Origin of the sequence: Gluconobacter kanchanaburiensis NBRC 103587 (genome assembly GCF_007988905.1) — a bacterium.
Lineage (GTDB): Bacteria > Pseudomonadota > Alphaproteobacteria > Acetobacterales > Acetobacteraceae > Gluconobacter > Gluconobacter kanchanaburiensis.
In genome coordinates this window covers 1-16,989 of record NZ_BJVA01000010.1, presented here as the reverse complement: position 1 = coordinate 16,989, position 16,989 = coordinate 1, and the positions used below count along the sequence as shown (strand labels likewise).

Genomic DNA, 16,989 nt, shown 5'->3' with positions numbered 1-16,989 from the left:
AGTCTCCTTGGGTCATCAGCAGATGGTTGCAATGTGTGACAGCATAATCTCCCGCGCTTTTTGGGGAAAGCGTCTGCAAGGGTGGAATATTCGGCACGTGTGCGATAGAGCGTGTGCAAACGGCATGTGATGAAGACGTTGAAAAAAACTCTCCCTGTTCTCCTTTCCCTTCTCGGGGTGGCGCTGTTCACCTTCGTCGCAGCCAAGGCGGGTATTCATCCCGTAATGGAAGCCCTTACTAAAGTTGGCGTTGGTGGATTCCTTCTGCTCGCGGTCTGCCAACTCCTAGTTGATGTCGGGCTTGGAGTGGCCTGGCACGCCGCAGTTCCCATGCTGGGACTGGGACGCCTCATGGGCGCCCGGCTGGTCCGCGACAGCGCCGGGTCGTGCCTGCCGTTCTCTCAGCTTGGCGGCATGGTCATCGGCGTCCGCGCAACACTTGCCGGTGTAGATCCGCGCAGCCGCAAGGGCGAGGAACTCCACTGGCCTGAAGGTGTGGCCGCCAACCTCGTGGACATCACCACCGAAGTTCTTGGCCAGATCGCTTTTGTTCTCCTCGCGCTCCTGTGCCTTATCGGGCATCAGGGCGCTTCGAAATTCGTCTGGCCGCTGATGGGCGGGATGGCCCTGCTGAGCCTGGGAATAGCCGGCTTCATCTGGACGCAGCATCGTGGCGGAGCAATGATCCGGAAGGTCGCCACGTTCCTGGGGCGGCATATCGCTTCGGAGTGGCGGGACTCGCTAATCGGAAACACCGAGACTTTTCAGGCTCGACTCGAAAGCCTCTGGAGCCGCCCGGATCGGATCTGCCTGGGCGCCTTGTGTCATCTGCTATGCTGGATGGGCAGTGCAGCCATGACGTGGCTGGCTCTCGGGCTGCTGGGCGCGCATGTCAGTTTCCTGTCGGCTGTTGCGATCGAGGGCGTTGTCTGCGGTATCATGTCGGCAGGTTTTCTTGTTCCGGGGGCGCTTGGCGTGCAGGAAGCCGCCTATGTTGCGCTGGGAATGATCTTCGGCGTGGATGCGGAAATTTCACTCAGCCTTTCCCTGCTGCGTCGGGGCCGGGATATCCTGATTGGCATTCCGGTTCTGCTGGTCTGGCAGATCGTCGAAATGCGTCGCCTCCGCCACGAACGTCCGGGCGCAGACAGTTTGAAGAAATCTCAGCCGGTATCCTCGCGTAAAAAAGTTATTGCTCCTGCCGTGACCGCGCTTGCAGGCAATATCAAAGGAACGACCCTAAAAAAGGACCAGACGAGCCGAGATGGCCAGTCTTCCGAAGAGAATTCCTTCGCCACTGCTCCGAGAATTTCATGACTCCGCTGTTTGGATCTCTTGCTGTCGTTGGCCCGGGTCTTATCGGATCTTCAATCCTTCGGCGCGCCCGTGAGACAGGGACTCTGGCTGAAACCCTTATCGCGGCGGATCTTGATCCACGCGTACTCGAAAGGGTCAATGAACTTGGGATTGCGGATGTGACCACCCGTGATCTGGAGACTGCCGCCCAGGCCGACTGTGTCATGATCTGCGTGCCTGTCGGCGCGGTGGAGTATGTCGGAAAACAGCTTCTGCCATATATGAAGCCAGGAAGTGTGTTAACGGACGTGGCGTCAGTGCGGGGACAGCTTGGCCCCAGACTTGCTGCGGTTTTGCCAAAGGGCGTCTCTTACGTTCCGAGCCATCCCATGGCAGGCACCGAGCATTCCGGCCCGGATGCAGGTTTTTCTACGCTGTTCGAGGATCGGTGGGCACTTCTCGTCCCGCCGGAAGGATCAGATCCTCACGCGATCACCCTGATCGAAGAACTTTGGGTACGCTGTGGAGCGCGTACTAAAATACTTACGGATGATGAGCATGACCGGATTTGCGCGATGGTCAGCCATCTGCCGCATCTGCTCGCTTTTACAATCTGCGATACGGCAGACAATCTTTCAGAAGAAATCCGGGCGGCGGTTCTCGACTACGCGGCTTCCGGTTTTAGAGATTTTACCCGGATCGCCGCGTCTGATCCCGTCATGTGGCGGGACATCTTTATTGCGAACCGGGAGGCTCTTCTCCAGACACTGGAAAGTTTCATCACTGATACGCAGGTAATGGCGGATGCCATTCGCCGTGGCGACGAAACGGCAATCACAAGCCGCATCGAACGCGGACGAGCCATCCGTCGGACTCTTATAGAAAACCGTCAGGCCTGAGACTCGCCTGCCCGTACGTATAACCGCACGGGCAGTTTGAAGCAGTCTCAGGCGGTCACGACACGCAATGTATTCGTGCTACCGGAATGGCCATAAGGCAGGCCAGCCAGCACCAAAACGCGGTCTCCGGGCTGACAGAACGTCATGCTGCGTGCAACCTCGACGGCTGGACCAGCAAGGTCTTCAATACCGTGGGCCGTCTGTTCGCGGCCCACGATTTTCGGGAAAACACCCCAGACCACACAGAGCTGCCGGGCCACATCAAGCTCCGGGGTGAGAGCGATAATGGGACAGTGAGGACGCTCACGTGACAGACGTCGTGCGCCGGCTCCACTCCGCGTATGGGAGGCAATCGCGCCTGCATGCAGTGTACGGCTGACCTGCCAGGCTGCCTGAACAATGGCGCACTGAACCGTCTCGTCCGGTACGGGCCGAAGACGATCCATCCGGATGCGCCACTCGGTATCCTGCTCCACGCGAAGAGCAATGCGCGCCATCATCGAAACAGCTTCAAGCGGATATTTTCCAGCGGCGCTCTCTGCTGAAAGCATAACGGCATCCGCACCGTCATAAACGGCATTGGAAACATCGGAGACCTCTGCCCGCGTGGGAGTCGGGCTTTCGATCATGCTCTCCAGCATCTGGGTGGCGACGATCACCGGGCGGCACTGTTTACGAGCTTCGGCAACAGCGCGCTTCTGCGCGACAGGGACTTCCTCAGGCGGCAGCTCAACGCCCAGATCGCCACGGGCCACCATGATCGCATCCGAAAGATGGACGATGGCCGCCAGATCTTCCATGGCCTGCGGCTTTTCGAGCTTGGTGACAATCGCGGCACGGCCAGCGGCAATTTCCTTTGCCTCACGGACGTCCTCTGGACGCTGGACGAACGACAGAGCCACGAAATCCACGCCAAGGGAAAGCGCAAAATCAAAATCACGCCGGTCTTTTTCGGTCAGTGCGGGAATGGGGAGTGTGACATCGGGAACATTCACGCCCTTACGCTCCGAGAGCTTGCCCCCCACGATCACGACTGTCTCGAGAAAGCCGTCCCCAACCGTTACGACACGGAGTTTGAGTTTGCCGTCATCCAGAAGGAGATGGCTTCCAGGCTTTGCAGCCGAAATAATCTCCGGATGGGGCAAGCAGACGCGTGCTACCGACCCTGGTGTTCTGTCGAGATCAAGACGAAACGGCTTGCCTTCTTCCAGAATAACCGGTCCGTTCTCAAAAACGCCAACGCGAAGCTTCGGCCCCTGCAGGTCGGCAAGAATGGCCAGAGGATGTCCGACTTTTTCTTCTGCTGCTCTGATGGCGGCGTGACGCTCACCATGGTCTTCGTGCGCGCCATGAGAGAAATTGAGACGGAAGACATTCACGCCCGCCTCCGCCAGGGAAAGAATCATCTCAGGCGAGGACGAGGCCGGCCCCAAAGTAGCGACAATCCGCGTGCGGCGGTGATGGGAACTGGATGTCATATACGGCGTCCTCGCTCGAAAAAATCAGTTTGGTTGAATCGTCTCGCCGGGGAGAAGTCCCCAGAAAAGACGGCGCGGGAGCCAGCCTTCGTAGCCCTTCACGCTGACGCGGCACCACTGTGAATTCTGCGGGCACAGCTTGATATTGCCGACCGTACCCGGCTCCAGCACCGCGATGACGCTGCTATCTTCTTCCGGATGGCTCATGAGGAGCACATCATTTTTATGTGCCCGGGCCTCATCCTGCGTGGCAACGCGGGCGAGAATACGGGCGTCAGCCTTGCCGACATGGTCTCCGGCCTGAGCACTCGCTTCCCCAGCCTGAGCCTTCACACCTTCGGGAGGCAGGCCGGGAATAACAAAGGTCCGGCTCCCGTAAAGTGTTGCCTGATGCACCCATCCCTTCTGACCGTCTGAATCCTCGACCAGCCGCCAGACGTCGAACTCACGCTCGATTTCCACGGGCAGACCACGACGATGATAGACCCAGTCGATCGGATACCGATCACCCGGCCCCCGGCGCATATAAACTTTGTCCGCCCTGAGCGCTGCGTATCGTGGCAGAGGCAGGCCGGTATTGCTGCCTTTGTCTGTATTTTCGGGGGCAGGTGGCACAGCAGGTGCCGGAGGCGCTTCTGCGGTAGCCGCCCCCACAGCGGCGGCCGCTCCTGCTGCTGCTCCGGCAGTAGCCGCGGGGGCCACATGCTTCACAGCCGCATGATGCGGTCCTTTATGGTGAGGCTTTACCGGCACAGATTTTGCAGCGTCGGCTTTGTGGTGCTTTACGGCAGCCGCATGTTTTTCAGAAGACTTCGCAGCCCCCTCCGCATGTTTTTTATGATGGTGGGCGGCCAGCGCATCTGGAACCACAAGCAGGACTGTTCCGACCAGAAGGATCCGAAACAGGGAAGTGCGGCCTTTGAGGGAATGCATGGGGAGGACAGACTTTCTCATGAGCGCATCCCTGCCAAGGGCCGACGGTTTCGGCAAGTCATCAAAACGGAAAACACATCTCAAATCGTGAGTTGGACCAGAACTTACAGCGCAATGACAGGGTTGTCGCCCGCCAGTTCGAGAAAGCTGACGATCCCTTTGATCGAAACGCCTTCCAGCAGATCTCCAGGCGACACCAAGGCCAGCTTCAGTCCTGTCTCACACACCATGATCGTCGCTCCGAGGTCCATGACAGCGTCGCGAAGTTCTTCAAACCCTGCGATCCCTCTTGAGGCAAGGTCCGAATCAGTGAGGCTGCCCGCCAATCGCGACCAGTCTTTTGTGAATGCCAGAACACTCCGCCCCCCCGCAAAGACCGTGACACTCCGTCCGAGGGAAAGCGCCCCTGCTGCCAACACGAGTGCATAATGGGCGCGCTGCCAGGAATCATCCGCAAGTGTCAGAAACAGGGGTATTTTCATGAAGAAAGATCCCCGTCAGCATGCACCCGACACGCAGGATCACGATACAGCACGAAACGCTGCGATGTTCCTGACAGGGCATCCCAAATGGTAACCTGCGTTTTGTCCCGGCCTTCAAACCCGATGATTTCGCGCATGACTTCGACCGCCATAAGGTTGCCCATCACTCCAGCCGCAGCGCCAAGAACACCGGCTTGTGCGCATGTCGCAGCCTGTGTCTCTTCAGCTGTCGGAAACAGACAACGATAGCAAGGGCCACCCAGTTGTGGTCGGAAAACGGCTAACTGTCCTGAAAAACCCTGCACCGCACCCGCAACAAGTGTGCGTCCCTGACGAACGCAGGCGTCGGAGACAGCAAATCTCGTTCCGAAGTTGTCCGTACCATCGCATATGACGTCGTACCCTGACACGAGATCATCAAGTATCGCATCCGTGGCCTCGAAGGCGTAGGTCCGGATTTTTACGAGTGGATTCATGGCTTTGAGGCGGCTGGCAGCGGCCTCAACCTTGAACTGTCCGATATCCTTCATATCGTAAAGGACCTGGCGCTGAAGATTGCTCAGATCCACACGATCAGGATCCACGATCCCGACATGACCAATCCCCGACGCGGCGAGCTGCTGGAGAAGCGGGGCTCCAAGCCCCCCTGCCCCGATCACGAGCACGGACGCTTTTCTCAGTCTTTCCTGCCCCGTGCCGCCGATCTGCGGGAGCAGGATCTGCCGTGAATACCGCTCGAGTTCATGGTCGGAAAAATTCATGGTCATCAGATAATGATAATTGCTGACTTTGGCTCTTGAAAGACGTTAGCCTCCATATCGTCCATCACTGTCCTGAGCATATCGCGGGACCGGAACAGGGAAGTCGTCATGAAGAACGGTTTTCGCAAAGTCATGCCGCGCGCATGGCAGGGGCTGGGTGTCAGCGCCGGCGCTGTTCTTGCGGCATACGTCGTTTCTCCCTATGTGGCGTTGTGGGATATCGACCGTGCGATGAACGGGAACAACCCCTCACGCCTTGCGCCCCATGTGGACTGGGCGTCTCTGAGCCACTGCCTGAAAGAACAGTTCTCCCCGCCGGTGCCCTCTGAGGATGAACTTCCCGGCTTCGGAAGTTCCTTTGCCGGACAGGCCATCTCGAACGCAATCGATACCCATCTGACACCTGCGACATTGATGACAACGGCGCATCAGATCATGCCGCGAGCTGCTTCAGCCCCAGGGGGGTTGGGAGCATGGAATTCCCTGCATGCTCATTTCGTAAGCCTTGGCAAATTCGAGGCCAGCATGGACCAGCCGGGGCAGACGCCCTTTGTCCTTCATATGAAGTTCGAGAACTGGAGCTGGAAAATCACACGTTTTGAAATGCCAGCGCCAGCACACAGGGCCTGAAGCCTCAGGCCGGGGGAAGATCTTCTTCCAGCACCGTGATGTGAATGGCGTAGGACACCTCGCCTTCGTCCTCATCGCGATGGACTGTCCCGATCACCTCTCCCGAAACTGCCAGCTCGACACTCATGCCCTTGCGGCTCGGCTTGTTAACTGTGAGTTTCGGCGAGCCCAGCAGACGCTGGAGCGTGGTCTGGAGGCGTGTCACCTCTGAGGGGGTCATATCGGCCATGAGGGGCATTCCTGTACTACGAAGAGAACTGCCCTCTACCCCATTGACCGAAACAAAGGAACCCGCTTCCTCTATCCCGCTGTATGATGGTGTTGTAGAAATAGGCCGCTTCACATGTGATTGTGGCTTGGTCAGTTCTTGTTCCGGGCCTGCAGTCTGCCTTCCCATCTGCGCAAAGGAGACATGATGCGCCCGGTTCTTGCACGCATCCTTCTCGCCCTGACATCCACAGCAGCCCTGTCGGGATGCGGTTATTTCGATTCCCGTAATGCCCACAAGGCTCAGATGGAAATGGTCGGCATGACAAGTTATGACCTTCAGGCCTGTGCTGGCATTCCGGGAAGCACGAAGAAGCTCAACGACACGACTGAACTCTGGCAGTATGATGGGACCATGGCGCTTCCGACCATGCCAGCGGATTCCGGCTTCCTCCCTGTACAGTCCGTTATCAGCATCTATCAGTCCACCATGGGCGGAGGCGGAACTACCTGCCGCATGCTGGTGCGTCTGGATCACGACCGGGTTTCCGAAGTTCATTATACTGGAAACGACGACGAATACGTTGGCACGGACGGCATCTGCTCCATTATTACCCGTGGCTGCGCCCGCCAGCGTGAGTCTACGATGCGCCGCGTGAACGGGGGACCTTTCGGACCTGTTTCCGCCTTCCATCCGCCCAGGACGCCTGCACAGAGCGGAACAGCAACCTACTCAGACCAGTCGGGCAAATACGTGCCGAAATTTACCAAGGACGATACACAGCCGGTTATCCAGCCTGTGAAATAAAAAGATATGGGACCGGGACCTGTCAGATCCCGGTTTTTTATGCCTACTCTGAATACCCGTTAATCAAGGCTTTCATTTTGCTGACGGCCGGGCCCAAGCCATTAAAAATGGCCTGACCGATCAGGAAATGGCCAATATTGAGTTCGACCAGTCCTGGAAGAGCGGCCACTGATCCTACATTCGCGTAGGTCAGACCATGACCTGCATGAAGCTCCAGACCGCATGTCGTAGCTGTCTTTGCTGCTCTTTGGAGGCGCTGAAGTTCGTCCGGGCCACCGTGCGCATAGGCTCCCGTGTGAAGTTCCACGACCGGCGCACCCAGTTCCGCCGCTGTCTCGATCTGCGGTGTTTCAGGATCAATGAACAGGGAAACCCTGATCCCCGCGTCTTTCAGCCGAGCAATACGGACCTTCAGATCCTGACGCTGCCCGACGACGTCCAGACCTCCTTCCGTCGTAACTTCCTGCCTTTTCTCTGGGACAAGACAGCAGGCATGAGGCCGCAGGTCACAGGCGATACCGATCATTTCATCTGTAGCGCCCATCTCGAAATTCAACGGCACTGAAAGCGCACGAAGCCGGGGCATATCCGCATCCCCGATATGGCGACGGTCTTCTCTCAGATGGGCCGTAATGCCGTCTGCGCCCGCAGCGATGGCGTATTCAGCAGCCATAACCGGATCAGGAAAGCTTCCGCCCCGCGCATTTCGCAGTGTCGCCACATGATCGATGTTAACGCCCAGACGGATCATCGATTTTTTCCTTTCCGGTGAGTGCTCATTTGGGCTGCGAGCCGGATCGCGGCAAGAAGACTGGAAACATCCGCCACACAAGCGTCCGTAGCAGGCGCAGCAATATCGAAAGCCGTCCCGTGATCAGGCGACGTTCGGATGATGGGTAGACCAAGTGTCACATTGACGCCTTCCGCCATATCCAGCGTCTTGAGCGGGATGAGCGCCTGATCGTGATACATGCAGATGGCCGCGTCATATGTTGGTCTTGCATGAGCGCTGAACATCGTATCAGGCGGGAGCGGCCCGTGACACAGGATACCCCGTTCCCGAAGGCGCTCGATCGCAGGTTTAATAATGGCCTGCTCCTCGTCGCCCATCAGCCCCTGTTCACCCGCGTGCGGATTGAGCCCTGCAATTGCCAGACGAGGCTCGATCATTCCGAAATCGCTTTTCAGAGCCCTGCTGGCTGTTTCAGCTACTTTTACGATGCTGTCCGTTTTCAACGTATCAAGAGCATTACGCAGGGAGACATGGACCGTCACTGGGACGACCCTGAGCTGAGGCGACACCAGCATCATGATCTCCGCCCCAGGTTGATCACACAGAGCTGCAAGGAACTCTGTGTGTCCAGGGTAAGGAAAGCCGGCTGTTGCCAAAATATGTTTGGCGATGGGGTTCGTTACGACCCCCCCCGCCCGTCCGGCAAGAGCATGACGAACCGCCAGACGAATGCTCTCGATCGTCGCGGCTGCATTTCGTGGATCTGGCCGTCCCGGAATAACAGTTGTTTCGCAAAACACGGGCAAGATCGGCAGGCCATGTTCAAAGGCCTTCGCCGTTTCTTCAGGATGCTCGATCCGGACGACGGGGACAGCCTTTTCGATCAGGCGGGGATCGCCAATCCAGAAGAACGTTTCGCCCCTCGCAAGCCGAAGGCGCCGCCATGCCTCGATAGCTAGCTGGGGCCCGATTCCGGCCGGATCCCCGAGCGTGAGTGCCAGTGGCAACGTAGATGGCAGTGCGCCGCCCATGTTTCAGCCTGCATCGGCGAGGGCGGCAAGCACCCTCACCCACGACCGGATGCCCTTATGAAAAGAATCCAGCCCATACTGTTCATTGGGTGAATGGATCCGGTCATCGTTCTGGGCAAAGCCGATCATCAGAGCGTCAAGCCCAAGAGCATCGCGCACTTCTCCGGCAACAGGAATGGATCCCCCGGACCCAACTGTCGCGGCTGGCACGCCCCACTCGTCACTGAGAGCCTTCAGTGCAAGGCCAAGAAAGCGGCTGTCACGGGAAACCTCGAAGCCGGGAGAGCCGCCATGTGCCGTAAAGGTCACAGTGGCATCCTGCGGAAGGGCAGCGCGAATATGGGCCCGGAATGTTTCCCGGATACGGTCCGGGTCCTGTCCGGGAACCAGCCGGAACGAGACTTTCGCCATGGCTTTGGCGGGCAGAACGGTTTTGAAGCCCTCGCCTTCATACCCCCCGGAAATGCCGTTGATCTCACAGCTTGGACGGCACCATGTCTGCTCGATCGCACTGTAGCCTTTTTCCCCAGCCGCTATGGCAAGCCCCGCTTCATGCAGCAGTGAGGCATCATCGGGAAACAGGTGGCTCCACTGCGCGCGGGTGGCAGCTGCTGGTTCCCGGATCCCGTCATAGAAGCCTGGCAGCGTCACACCGCCATCTGCAGTTCGGAGTGTGGCGAGCGCCTGGCAAAGAACGGCAATCGGGTTCGCTGCCGCATTGCCGTAAAGTCCAGAATGCAGATCATGACTGGCGCACTGGATGACGACCTCTTCCGCCATCATCCCTCGCAGAGACGTCGTGATGCCGGGAGTGTTGCGATCGGCCATCGACGTGTCACAGACAAGCACCACGTCCGCCTTCAGTTCGGCGACATTTTCCTTGAGGAAGGGATAAAGATTCGCCCCTCCACATTCTTCCTCACCTTCCAGAAGAACGCTCACCCGGACGGGCAGAGAGCCAGTCACGTCTTTCCAGGCGCGGCAGGCCTCAAGGAAGGTCATGACCTGTCCCTTGTCATCACTAGCACCCCGGGCAACGATGACCTTGCGTCCGCTGGCATCCTCAATCAGGCGTGGATCGAAAGGCGGTGCGTTCCACAGTGTTTCCGGGTCCGTCGGCTGGACGTCGTAGTGACCGTAAAACAGCACATGCGGACGTTCATCCTTACCTTCCGCCGCAGCATCGTGGCCCACAACCATCGGATGTCCCGGTGCGGCCCAGTGCACGTCGCGGAGGGTCGCAGTCATACCGAGATTTTCAAGTGCCTGCTGCATCCACGCAGCGGCTTTACGGCAATCAGCGGCGTGCGCTGGCTGTGTAGAGATGCTCGGTATCCGCAGAATCTCGAAAAGACTGGAAACCGAAGTATCCAGATTGGCATCGACGTTCTGGAGAACCGCATCAAGCGTTCCGGAAGTGACAGTCATATTCTTTCCCATACTCAGTTTTCTGGCGGCCCGAAGCACGGACGTGGAGACCTCATCAAACAGTCACCTTCTCCATATTCTTTCCGGTATCGCGGAATTATTCTTTCCGGTATCGCGGAATTCCCTTACCTGCTGTCTGCCGGAAACCGGCGGGGTTGCAGCCTGATCGGTGCCGGAGAAAGACCAGCACTCGCCTCCGTAACCTTCTGGTGCCTCAGTGTTCCATGCGACACCTCGACAGGCGTTGTTCCAGCCGCCTGTGAAAGGACTCCTCTGAGCGAGTCATAAAATCCTGAATTTGACGCCTCGTCGCGCATCAACTCCTGGGCGGACCGACTGATCGTGTTCCAGAGATCCATGTCCGTATAAAGCCGGATGATAGTCTGGGCAAAGCGGTCAGCCTCGCAGAAGCCACCCGAAAGACAGGTCTGACCATCTTCCCAGCCCAAGGTCTGCCGCACCGTCTCAGACAGAACGGCCGGCAGCCCGGCCGCGGCTGCATCGAATATTTCACGGGGAGCCGGAGCCAGGACCCGCGATGGTTCCACCAGAACCCGCCGTGATCGATAAAGCGCCTGAAGGTCCGTCTCGTCCCGAAATGCTTCCAGACGACGGTATCGCGTAAAGGCGGAGAGATCGACGGTGTCGGCCCTGTACCCCGCGAGGAGGACAGTCGCTTCCGGTGGCAGTCCCTGGTCGAGCTTCATCAGCACTTCATGGACAAACCAGTGCAATCCGTCATGCACCGCGTCCCCGCCGGTATGGACAGGAAGAACCAGCAGGATACCCGACCGCTCATCGAAAGAAGGCGAAAATTCCGGCAGGGTCGGCGGAGCGCCAAGAATACTGACGTTCGTTCGGCCCAAGTTCTCTAAATTGATCTTATCTTCGAGCGTCCCTGCGACAAGCGCCTGCATCATCCAGGCGTGATCAATATCCAGTTCGAGGTCGTCGAGAAGCAGTTCGCGGTCATTCAACGCTCCAACGAGCCTGCGGTAGTGGGACTCAGTTGAGTGGCTGCCATGGACATCCGCTATCATCCCCAAGCGCGGCAGAGCCCGGGGATTCTCTTTCAGGGTCGGACCAACACGTTGCAATGCTTTCGTGCCAGCAATCCATATATAGTCGAAACACCCCTCCCGATCGCGCAGGAATTCGGCGAGTTCGGACAGATCGGAATCATCCATCAGTTCGATTTCGGAAGGGAAATCAATCGCGGTTGCCACACAGTCATGCAGACTGCCATCAAGTGGAAAAACGGTAACCTGATATCCGAGTGTACTGAGCGCGATCAGCATATCTCGATGACGCAGATAAGGGGTTCCCAGAACCGTATAGGGAAGCCGTTCACACAGAAAAAGCACAGCGGGCGCGCCACTGGCCGAGCGAGCCCGCATGAGGTTAGTGCCCGAAAGAGGCTGTCGGGACAGAAGTCCTGCAAAACGCCGCGTCAGCCATGCTGCGTTTCGGCCCCGAAGCTCCGGCAAAATGGCGGGTTCACCCGCAGACCGGTCGAGAACATCCGGATCATACAGGATTTTCCCTCCTGCCTGCCGCAGTGAACAGCATATGGCGAGCATCTCGGATTCTGAACCGATACAGCCGGTAGTTAACTGGCTGTACGCATGAAGTGCGGGACGCCGACAGAACAGCAGACCACCACTGAAACCATCAACCCACCGACGAAACGCAATTTCGGGTTCATTCGCGCGAAGCCCCATGCCGAACGGTGTGAAAGATCCGTCGCGCCACAGAACGGTTCCCGCCTCCCTCACGCGTCCATCCAGCCCAAGTGACTGTCCGCCCACAACAACGACGTTGGGATCGGAAAAAGCTTCAAGCGCAATTTTTAGAACGCCAGGGAAAGGCTGCACGCCGGCATGGACCAACAGCACGATCTCAGCCGTGGCAAGCTCAAGTCCAAGCGCCATCTGCTCAGCATGGGTCGTCCGATAGGGTGGTCTCAGGATATGGATCCCGCGGACAAAACGCTCGATCTGTGCAGTTTCATCAGTAGAGCCGGCATCGATCAGAATGACCTGAAGACTCCGGTCACTGTTTGCATGAAGGGCCGCGAGAGTAGCAAGGGTTTCCTGAAACTGATTTGAGACCGGGATAATAACGGTCACGTCAGGCAGAACGGCGGGCCGAAAATCGAGTGGTGCGCGAACAAGCGAGGGTACAAGTGTCTGGGCCCGCTGCAGATCCAATCGCTGGCACTGTTCAACAGAGAGCTGAACGAGAGGTTCTGCGACAACCGTTCCCTGAGACTGTACCCAGAGGGCGAAAATATCGGGGACGTCAGATCGGCGCAGTTGCCGTTGCACGCCGCTCTGCTTTACAAAATCTGCAAAGTCCACACCGTTCTGGGGCTGACGTTGCTCGGCAATACCGAACCGGATGAAATGCTCATAACCGTTCCGGAAACTTCCGTTGGCAACGATATTACCAACGTCAGGATAACGCTCAGTGTAGAAGCTTTCGCTAAACCAGGGGTTTGGATCATATGCGGCAGGATTGCCGTTCGTGAGGTAATGGTGAAGCGGGCTTTGATACCTGTTATGGGCAAGTGCCTCCGCGACGTCCGGATAGCGTTCAAGGTACCACTGCGGATCGAAATACCATGAGCTACGCCGACGGCCGGCAGCGGAGAATCTGATGAACTGGAAAAAATCACCAATCCCAAAATCGTAATGCTGTCGTTCGGCCATGCTAGCAGCACGAAACACCGCGGGATCGAAGAACTGATGGGACTTGCGATGCTCCTGATCCCCGATCGCAAGATAGTGGTCGTATCCGTTACAAAAGCCCTGGGACACAAGCACATGCGGGCTTAGGTCCGGATTGCAACTGAAGTAGTTTTCTTCTGAAAAAAGCCAGTGGGGAGAGCGGCTCCTGAATCCACTTTCGCAGTAATGCAGAAAACCGCTGTCAAAGATCCCTAGGCTGATCCCTTCGCGTACATCCGGATTCTGACGAAGATACCACTCCTCATCAAAAAAACGGTTCGGCGAAAAGCCTGCTCTTGCACCCTTTTCTCTCCAGTGACGTTCCAGGCCTTCATCGCTCAGATCAAGGTTTGCCGCTTCCCCACTGTCTTTCGCTTCTTCCCGCAGACGCGAGCCATAGCGGATCCGGTACCAATCCGCATCAAAAGCGGCCCACAGGGGCGGCCGGTCACCCGCAAAGGCGGGGGAGGCAAGAATATGATCTTTCATTGATGCTCAATCCCTGAGAGCTGCCTGCAGAGCGTTCTGAAATTAGCGCTGCTGTTGGCGGCGACTTTGCCAGAGCGCGTGAAAGTCTATGGGCTGGATATTCGGCGACGGAAATCCAGCTTCGCGGATCACTCCCAGAAGAGCACTTCGTGCCGGTGGGAAAAGGAAGCGTGGCGCTTCGACAAGAAGCAGGGGTTCAACCGCATCCTGGGGAATACGCCCCGTCAGGCCGAAGAGACCCGCATACGCCAGACTGACCTCATACAAGACCTTTGGGTTGGGTACGCCCTCGGACGGCGCATTTTCCAGTCCCTGCGCCCTGATCACGAGACTGACTTCAAAGGTGGGTTGATCTCCCAGCTGGCGACCTGTGACGTCAACCGTCATCCCGATATGTGGCTGGGGAGGAAGCTCACGATAGATATCCGGCGTGTTCTGCACGTCAATGGACATCATCCGCAGATACTGGGACCCGACGATGAGAGACGATGTTGAAGGCAGGGAATCCGCCACGTCAAGGCTTTCAGACCCGCCTTTCACGCTGTCGGTATATGTCTGGTCCATCGGCTTGCATCCTCATGCGGTCATCAAATCATTCATTTCGTATTGCACTGAAATGCAAGGAAATGTGGCACCTTCTACTCTGTCACGATGTGCCCGTTTTGACCAGCTGTGCAGTATTCATATGAGACGCCCACACAGAGCACCCAGCGCAGGGAGTGGCGCCCAGTTCCGGGGCAGATCCGATCGACGGATCTGCTCGACGCGATAAACCGGGGCGGTGACGCGCTCGCTACGCATGAACGCTCCGTAAGTTCGAACCTGATCGACACGCCATACATGGTCGGCTTCCGCTTCGGACCGTGTCGCATATACACTAGCAATCACGGTCCGTTTTCCCTGCACCGCGATAACGGCCCAGAAAGTGTCACTTTTTGGCAGTTGTGGGCGGAACGGGATGATTTCAGACACCACAGTCCCTTTCAGTGTTACGTTGGGGATGATATCGCCATCCTCCACAATATCAGCACAGCCTATGATATCATCAGGCACAGGACATCATGATTGCTGACCGGGAATCAATCTTCCTGTCCGTGCGTGTTGTTGCGCCACAGAAGGCACGATAGGACCATGTTCATGCTCAGACTGCTCATCCTCATCATTTTCCTTGCAGCCCTGATCGTATTTGCCCTGAGCAATACGGATCTCGAACCCATCTGGCTCGTCTCGTTCGGATGGCATCTGTCCATCGGAACGCTGGTCCTTGGCGTGGGTGCGCTTGCTCTCCTGCTGGGCTTCCTGATTGGCCTGATCGGCGACATGCAGCAGCGTTCGCGGGCGCGTCGTGCGGAACAGCATGTACGGACGCTCGAAAGCCAGCTCGTCGAACTTCATCAGCGTCTGGATCGTCTTCAGAACCAGCCGGCCGCCCCTCTACCCTCCGCCTCCCCTGTTTCGCCTGCACAGAAGGTCTAACCCTGACCATGTCCCGTCGAACACGATTGATCGCCGCTCTCGACACAGCGTCTCGCACCCAGGCTCAGAACTGGGCCAACAGTCTTAAAAACGATGTCGATGCCATCAAGCTGGGCCTGGAGTTTACGTATGCCTGCGGGCTTGACGCTGTACGGTCGGTCTCAGAAGGGCACAGGCTTTTCCTTGACCTGAAACTGCACGATATTCCACATACAGTTGCATCGGGTCTCGCAGCGCTGACCCCACTTCGTCCTGCCCTCACGACAATACACGCGAGTGGAGGAGCTGAAATGATTGCCCGTTCCCGGGAGGTGCTTGAAAAGGCATTTCCGGAAGAAAACTCCCGGCCGCAACTTCTCGCAGTCACGGTTCTGACCAGTATGAACGCTGAAGGCCTGCGTGAAATCGGCGTCGACGCTACACCGCAGGAACAGGTTATCCGACTTGGGAAACTGGCTGTCAGTGCCGGTGCCGACGGCCTAGTGTGCTCGGCACATGAAATCGCACCGCTCCGTGCAGCGTTGGGCGACGGCCCTGTTCTGGTTGTGCCTGGCATTCGACCTGCAGGCAGTGCAACCGATGACCAGAAACGGATCATGACACCCCGTCAGGCCGCTCAGGCAGGGGCGGACTGGATCGTCGTAGGACGACCAATCACAAAGGCTCCGGATCCTGTACAGGCCGCCAGAGCAATCATGGACGAACTGGCAAGCGCATGACGGGCATCAAGATCTGCGGGATCCGTGACGTCGCCACCATAAGACTTTGCGCGGATCTGAAGGTCGACTGGGTAGGTTTTGTATTTTGTGAAAACTCCCCCCGGTACATCTCCCCTAATGATGCCTTGCATCTTCATCGCTGTATCCCCGCGCACGCCGAGGGCGGCCCCGCCCGCGTTGGGCTTTTCGTTGATGCTGACGACGCCTTCATCACAGAGGTTCTGAAAAACACGCCGCTTGATGTTCTCCAGATCTACGCTCCGCTAGCTCGTTCGATCGAAATCCAGTCGCGCTTTGACCTCCCTGTCTGGCGGGGATGCGGAATAGCCACCCGTTCCGATCTCCCGACAAATCGTGATCTTGCGGGCTATGTCATTGAGGCCCCACGCCAGAAACATGATCAGCATCCAGGTGGGCACGGCCGCTCCTTCGACTGGTCACTCTCCAAAGAGTGGATTCCTCCTACGTTCTGGATGCTTGCTGGTGGCCTCACCCCTCATAATGTTCAGGATGCCATCCAGAAAAGCGGCGCCAGTGCGGTTGACGTATCATCGGGAGTAGAAATTCGCCGGGGACAAAAATCTGCTGAACTCATTGAAAAATTTGTCCAGAACGCCCGAAAGGGACTTGATCTCGGCCAGAAGGTCTCGTAAACACCGCCTCGCTCGACAGGAGAGATGGCCGAGCGGCTTAAGGCGCACGCTTGGAAAGCGTGTGTACGTTAATAGCGTACCGAGGGTTCGAATCCCTCTCTCTCCGCCAGTCTTCAAAAATACCAATGAAATCAGTCAGTTAGATGGTGTGAGCGTCACTTGCCTTTCACCTTGCGTCACCTGTCCAGCGTCACCAATTTGGTTGCCTGATCGGTAGCTTGTTCCTGCCCTCACCTG

18 protein-coding genes and 1 tRNA gene are annotated in these 16,989 nt (G+C 57.5%); 8 read left to right on the top strand and 11 right to left on the bottom strand.

Annotated features, from left to right (window positions below; genetic code table 11):
* Window positions 1-126 precede the first annotated feature (126 nt).
* Window positions 127-1,317, top strand: coding sequence for an HpnL family protein (locus GKA01_RS09100; RefSeq protein ID WP_146861821.1), 1,191 nt, complete (start codon window positions 127-129; stop codon window positions 1,315-1,317).
* The gene (locus GKA01_RS09095) at window positions 1,314-2,195 is read left to right on the top strand and encodes a prephenate dehydrogenase/arogenate dehydrogenase family protein (RefSeq protein WP_146861818.1); all 882 of its coding nucleotides are present in this window, start codon (window positions 1,314-1,316) and stop codon (window positions 2,193-2,195) included. Before GKA01_RS09100 ends, GKA01_RS09095 begins: the two co-directional genes overlap by 4 nt.
* 47 nt (window positions 2,196-2,242) lie before the next feature.
* Here GKA01_RS09095 and pyk read toward each other — a convergent pair whose 3' ends face one another.
* The 4 genes from pyk to GKA01_RS09075 all read right to left on the bottom strand — a co-directional run bounded on the left by pyk (window position 2,243) and on the right by GKA01_RS09075 (window position 5,855).
* The gene (gene pyk, locus GKA01_RS09090) at window positions 2,243-3,673 is read right to left on the bottom strand and encodes a pyruvate kinase (RefSeq protein WP_146861815.1); all 1,431 of its coding nucleotides are present in this window, start codon (window positions 3,671-3,673) and stop codon (window positions 2,243-2,245) included.
* 24 nt (window positions 3,674-3,697) lie between these two features.
* On the bottom strand, window positions 3,698-4,627 hold the full coding sequence (locus GKA01_RS09085) for an SH3 domain-containing protein (RefSeq protein WP_194265875.1): 930 nt from the start codon (window positions 4,625-4,627) through the stop codon (window positions 3,698-3,700).
* An 83-nt stretch (window positions 4,628-4,710) separates the two neighbouring features.
* A complete protein-coding gene (locus tag GKA01_RS09080; RefSeq protein ID WP_146861809.1) occupies window positions 4,711-5,088 on the bottom strand; it encodes a DsrE family protein in 378 nt (125 codons plus the stop codon).
* Window positions 5,085-5,855, bottom strand: a complete 771-nt coding sequence (locus GKA01_RS09075; protein WP_146861806.1) for a HesA/MoeB/ThiF family protein — start codon at window positions 5,853-5,855, stop codon at window positions 5,085-5,087. The genes GKA01_RS09080 and GKA01_RS09075 overlap by 4 nt, the downstream gene beginning before the upstream one ends.
* Window positions 5,856-5,957: 102 nt before the next feature.
* Here GKA01_RS09075 and GKA01_RS09070 point away from each other — a divergent pair, with 102 nt between their 5' ends.
* Window positions 5,958-6,479 (top strand): DUF2939 domain-containing protein, encoded by a 522-nt coding sequence (locus GKA01_RS09070; RefSeq protein WP_146861803.1) that lies wholly within the window; start codon window positions 5,958-5,960, stop codon window positions 6,477-6,479.
* A gap of 4 nt (window positions 6,480-6,483) precedes the next feature.
* Here GKA01_RS09070 and GKA01_RS09065 read toward each other — a convergent pair whose 3' ends face one another.
* Window positions 6,484-6,708 (bottom strand): DUF3126 family protein, encoded by a 225-nt coding sequence (locus GKA01_RS09065; protein ID WP_146861800.1) that lies wholly within the window; start codon window positions 6,706-6,708, stop codon window positions 6,484-6,486.
* Window positions 6,709-6,894: 186 nt separating this feature from the next.
* Between GKA01_RS09065 and GKA01_RS09060 the strand changes: the two genes are divergently transcribed.
* A complete protein-coding gene (locus GKA01_RS09060; protein ID WP_194265877.1) occupies window positions 6,895-7,494 on the top strand; it encodes a hypothetical protein in 600 nt (199 codons plus the stop codon).
* Between the two features lie 43 nt (window positions 7,495-7,537).
* Here the strand turns inward: GKA01_RS09060 and GKA01_RS09055 are convergent, their stop codons facing one another.
* From GKA01_RS09055 to GKA01_RS09030, 6 genes are all read right to left on the bottom strand, one after another.
* On the bottom strand, window positions 7,538-8,245 hold the full coding sequence (locus tag GKA01_RS09055) for a pyridoxine 5'-phosphate synthase (RefSeq protein ID WP_146861797.1): 708 nt from the start codon (window positions 8,243-8,245) through the stop codon (window positions 7,538-7,540).
* The gene (pdxA, locus tag GKA01_RS09050; protein ID WP_146861795.1) at window positions 8,242-9,258 is read right to left on the bottom strand and encodes a 4-hydroxythreonine-4-phosphate dehydrogenase PdxA; all 1,017 of its coding nucleotides are present in this window, start codon (window positions 9,256-9,258) and stop codon (window positions 8,242-8,244) included. Before pdxA ends, GKA01_RS09055 begins: the two co-directional genes overlap by 4 nt.
* 3 nt (window positions 9,259-9,261) lie before the next feature.
* A complete protein-coding gene (locus GKA01_RS09045; RefSeq protein WP_146861792.1) occupies window positions 9,262-10,686 on the bottom strand; it encodes a M20/M25/M40 family metallo-hydrolase in 1,425 nt (474 codons plus the stop codon).
* A gap of 125 nt (window positions 10,687-10,811) precedes the next feature.
* A complete protein-coding gene (locus GKA01_RS09040) occupies window positions 10,812-13,904 on the bottom strand; it encodes a glycosyltransferase (protein WP_146861789.1) in 3,093 nt (1,030 codons plus the stop codon).
* Between the two features lie 42 nt (window positions 13,905-13,946).
* Complete coding sequence (locus tag GKA01_RS09035; RefSeq protein WP_146861786.1) at window positions 13,947-14,468, bottom strand: protein-export chaperone SecB; 522 nt, start codon at window positions 14,466-14,468, stop codon at window positions 13,947-13,949.
* Window positions 14,469-14,585: 117 nt separating this feature from the next.
* Window positions 14,586-14,957 carry a hypothetical protein gene (locus GKA01_RS09030; RefSeq protein WP_306309843.1) on the bottom strand — a complete coding sequence of 124 codons (372 nt, stop codon included), beginning with the start codon at window positions 14,955-14,957 and terminating at the stop codon, window positions 14,586-14,588.
* Between the two features lie 84 nt (window positions 14,958-15,041).
* Between GKA01_RS09030 and GKA01_RS09025 the strand changes: the two genes are divergently transcribed.
* The 4 genes from GKA01_RS09025 (at window position 15,042) to GKA01_RS09010 (ending at window position 16,861) form a co-directional block, all read left to right on the top strand.
* A complete protein-coding gene (locus GKA01_RS09025; protein ID WP_146861783.1) occupies window positions 15,042-15,380 on the top strand; it encodes a lipopolysaccharide assembly protein LapA domain-containing protein in 339 nt (112 codons plus the stop codon).
* 8 nt (window positions 15,381-15,388) lie between these two features.
* Window positions 15,389-16,099, top strand: coding sequence for an orotidine-5'-phosphate decarboxylase (gene pyrF, locus GKA01_RS09020; protein ID WP_146861780.1), 711 nt, complete (start codon window positions 15,389-15,391; stop codon window positions 16,097-16,099).
* Window positions 16,096-16,752, top strand: a complete 657-nt coding sequence (locus tag GKA01_RS09015; RefSeq protein ID WP_146861777.1) for a phosphoribosylanthranilate isomerase — start codon at window positions 16,096-16,098, stop codon at window positions 16,750-16,752. The genes pyrF and GKA01_RS09015 overlap by 4 nt, the downstream gene beginning before the upstream one ends.
* Window positions 16,753-16,770: 18 nt before the next feature.
* A tRNA-Ser gene (locus tag GKA01_RS09010) sits at window positions 16,771-16,861 on the top strand.
* The last annotated feature ends 128 nt before the right edge of the window (window positions 16,862-16,989 follow it).

Excerpts from the sequence above, each read along its gene's own strand:
- GKA01_RS09095 (WP_146861818.1), top strand. The coding sequence starts at position 1,314 with ATGACTCCGCTGTTTGGATCTCTTGCTGTCGTTGGCCCGGGTCTTATC.
- pyk (WP_146861815.1), bottom strand. The coding sequence starts at position 3,673 with ATGACATCCAGTTCCCATCACCGCCGCACGCGGATTGTCGCTACTTTG.
- GKA01_RS09085 (WP_194265875.1), bottom strand. The coding sequence starts at position 4,627 with ATGAGAAAGTCTGTCCTCCCCATGCATTCCCTCAAAGGCCGCACTTCC.
- GKA01_RS09080 (WP_146861809.1), bottom strand. The coding sequence starts at position 5,088 with ATGAAAATACCCCTGTTTCTGACACTTGCGGATGATTCCTGGCAGCGC.
- GKA01_RS09075 (WP_146861806.1), bottom strand. The coding sequence starts at position 5,855 with ATGACCATGAATTTTTCCGACCATGAACTCGAGCGGTATTCACGGCAG.
- GKA01_RS09070 (WP_146861803.1), top strand. The coding sequence starts at position 5,958 with ATGAAGAACGGTTTTCGCAAAGTCATGCCGCGCGCATGGCAGGGGCTG.
- GKA01_RS09065 (WP_146861800.1), bottom strand. The coding sequence starts at position 6,708 with ATGGCCGATATGACCCCCTCAGAGGTGACACGCCTCCAGACCACGCTC.
- GKA01_RS09060 (WP_194265877.1), top strand. The coding sequence starts at position 6,895 with ATGCGCCCGGTTCTTGCACGCATCCTTCTCGCCCTGACATCCACAGCA.
- GKA01_RS09055 (WP_146861797.1), bottom strand. The coding sequence starts at position 8,245 with ATGATCCGTCTGGGCGTTAACATCGATCATGTGGCGACACTGCGAAAT.
- pdxA (WP_146861795.1), bottom strand. The coding sequence starts at position 9,258 with ATGGGCGGCGCACTGCCATCTACGTTGCCACTGGCACTCACGCTCGGG.
- GKA01_RS09045 (WP_146861792.1), bottom strand. The coding sequence starts at position 10,686 with ATGACTGTCACTTCCGGAACGCTTGATGCGGTTCTCCAGAACGTCGAT.
- GKA01_RS09040 (WP_146861789.1), bottom strand. The coding sequence starts at position 13,904 with ATGAAAGATCATATTCTTGCCTCCCCCGCCTTTGCGGGTGACCGGCCG.
- GKA01_RS09035 (WP_146861786.1), bottom strand. The coding sequence starts at position 14,468 with ATGGACCAGACATATACCGACAGCGTGAAAGGCGGGTCTGAAAGCCTT.
- GKA01_RS09025 (WP_146861783.1), top strand. The coding sequence starts at position 15,042 with ATGCTCAGACTGCTCATCCTCATCATTTTCCTTGCAGCCCTGATCGTA.
- pyrF (WP_146861780.1), top strand. The coding sequence starts at position 15,389 with ATGTCCCGTCGAACACGATTGATCGCCGCTCTCGACACAGCGTCTCGC.
- GKA01_RS09015 (WP_146861777.1), top strand. The coding sequence starts at position 16,096 with ATGACGGGCATCAAGATCTGCGGGATCCGTGACGTCGCCACCATAAGA.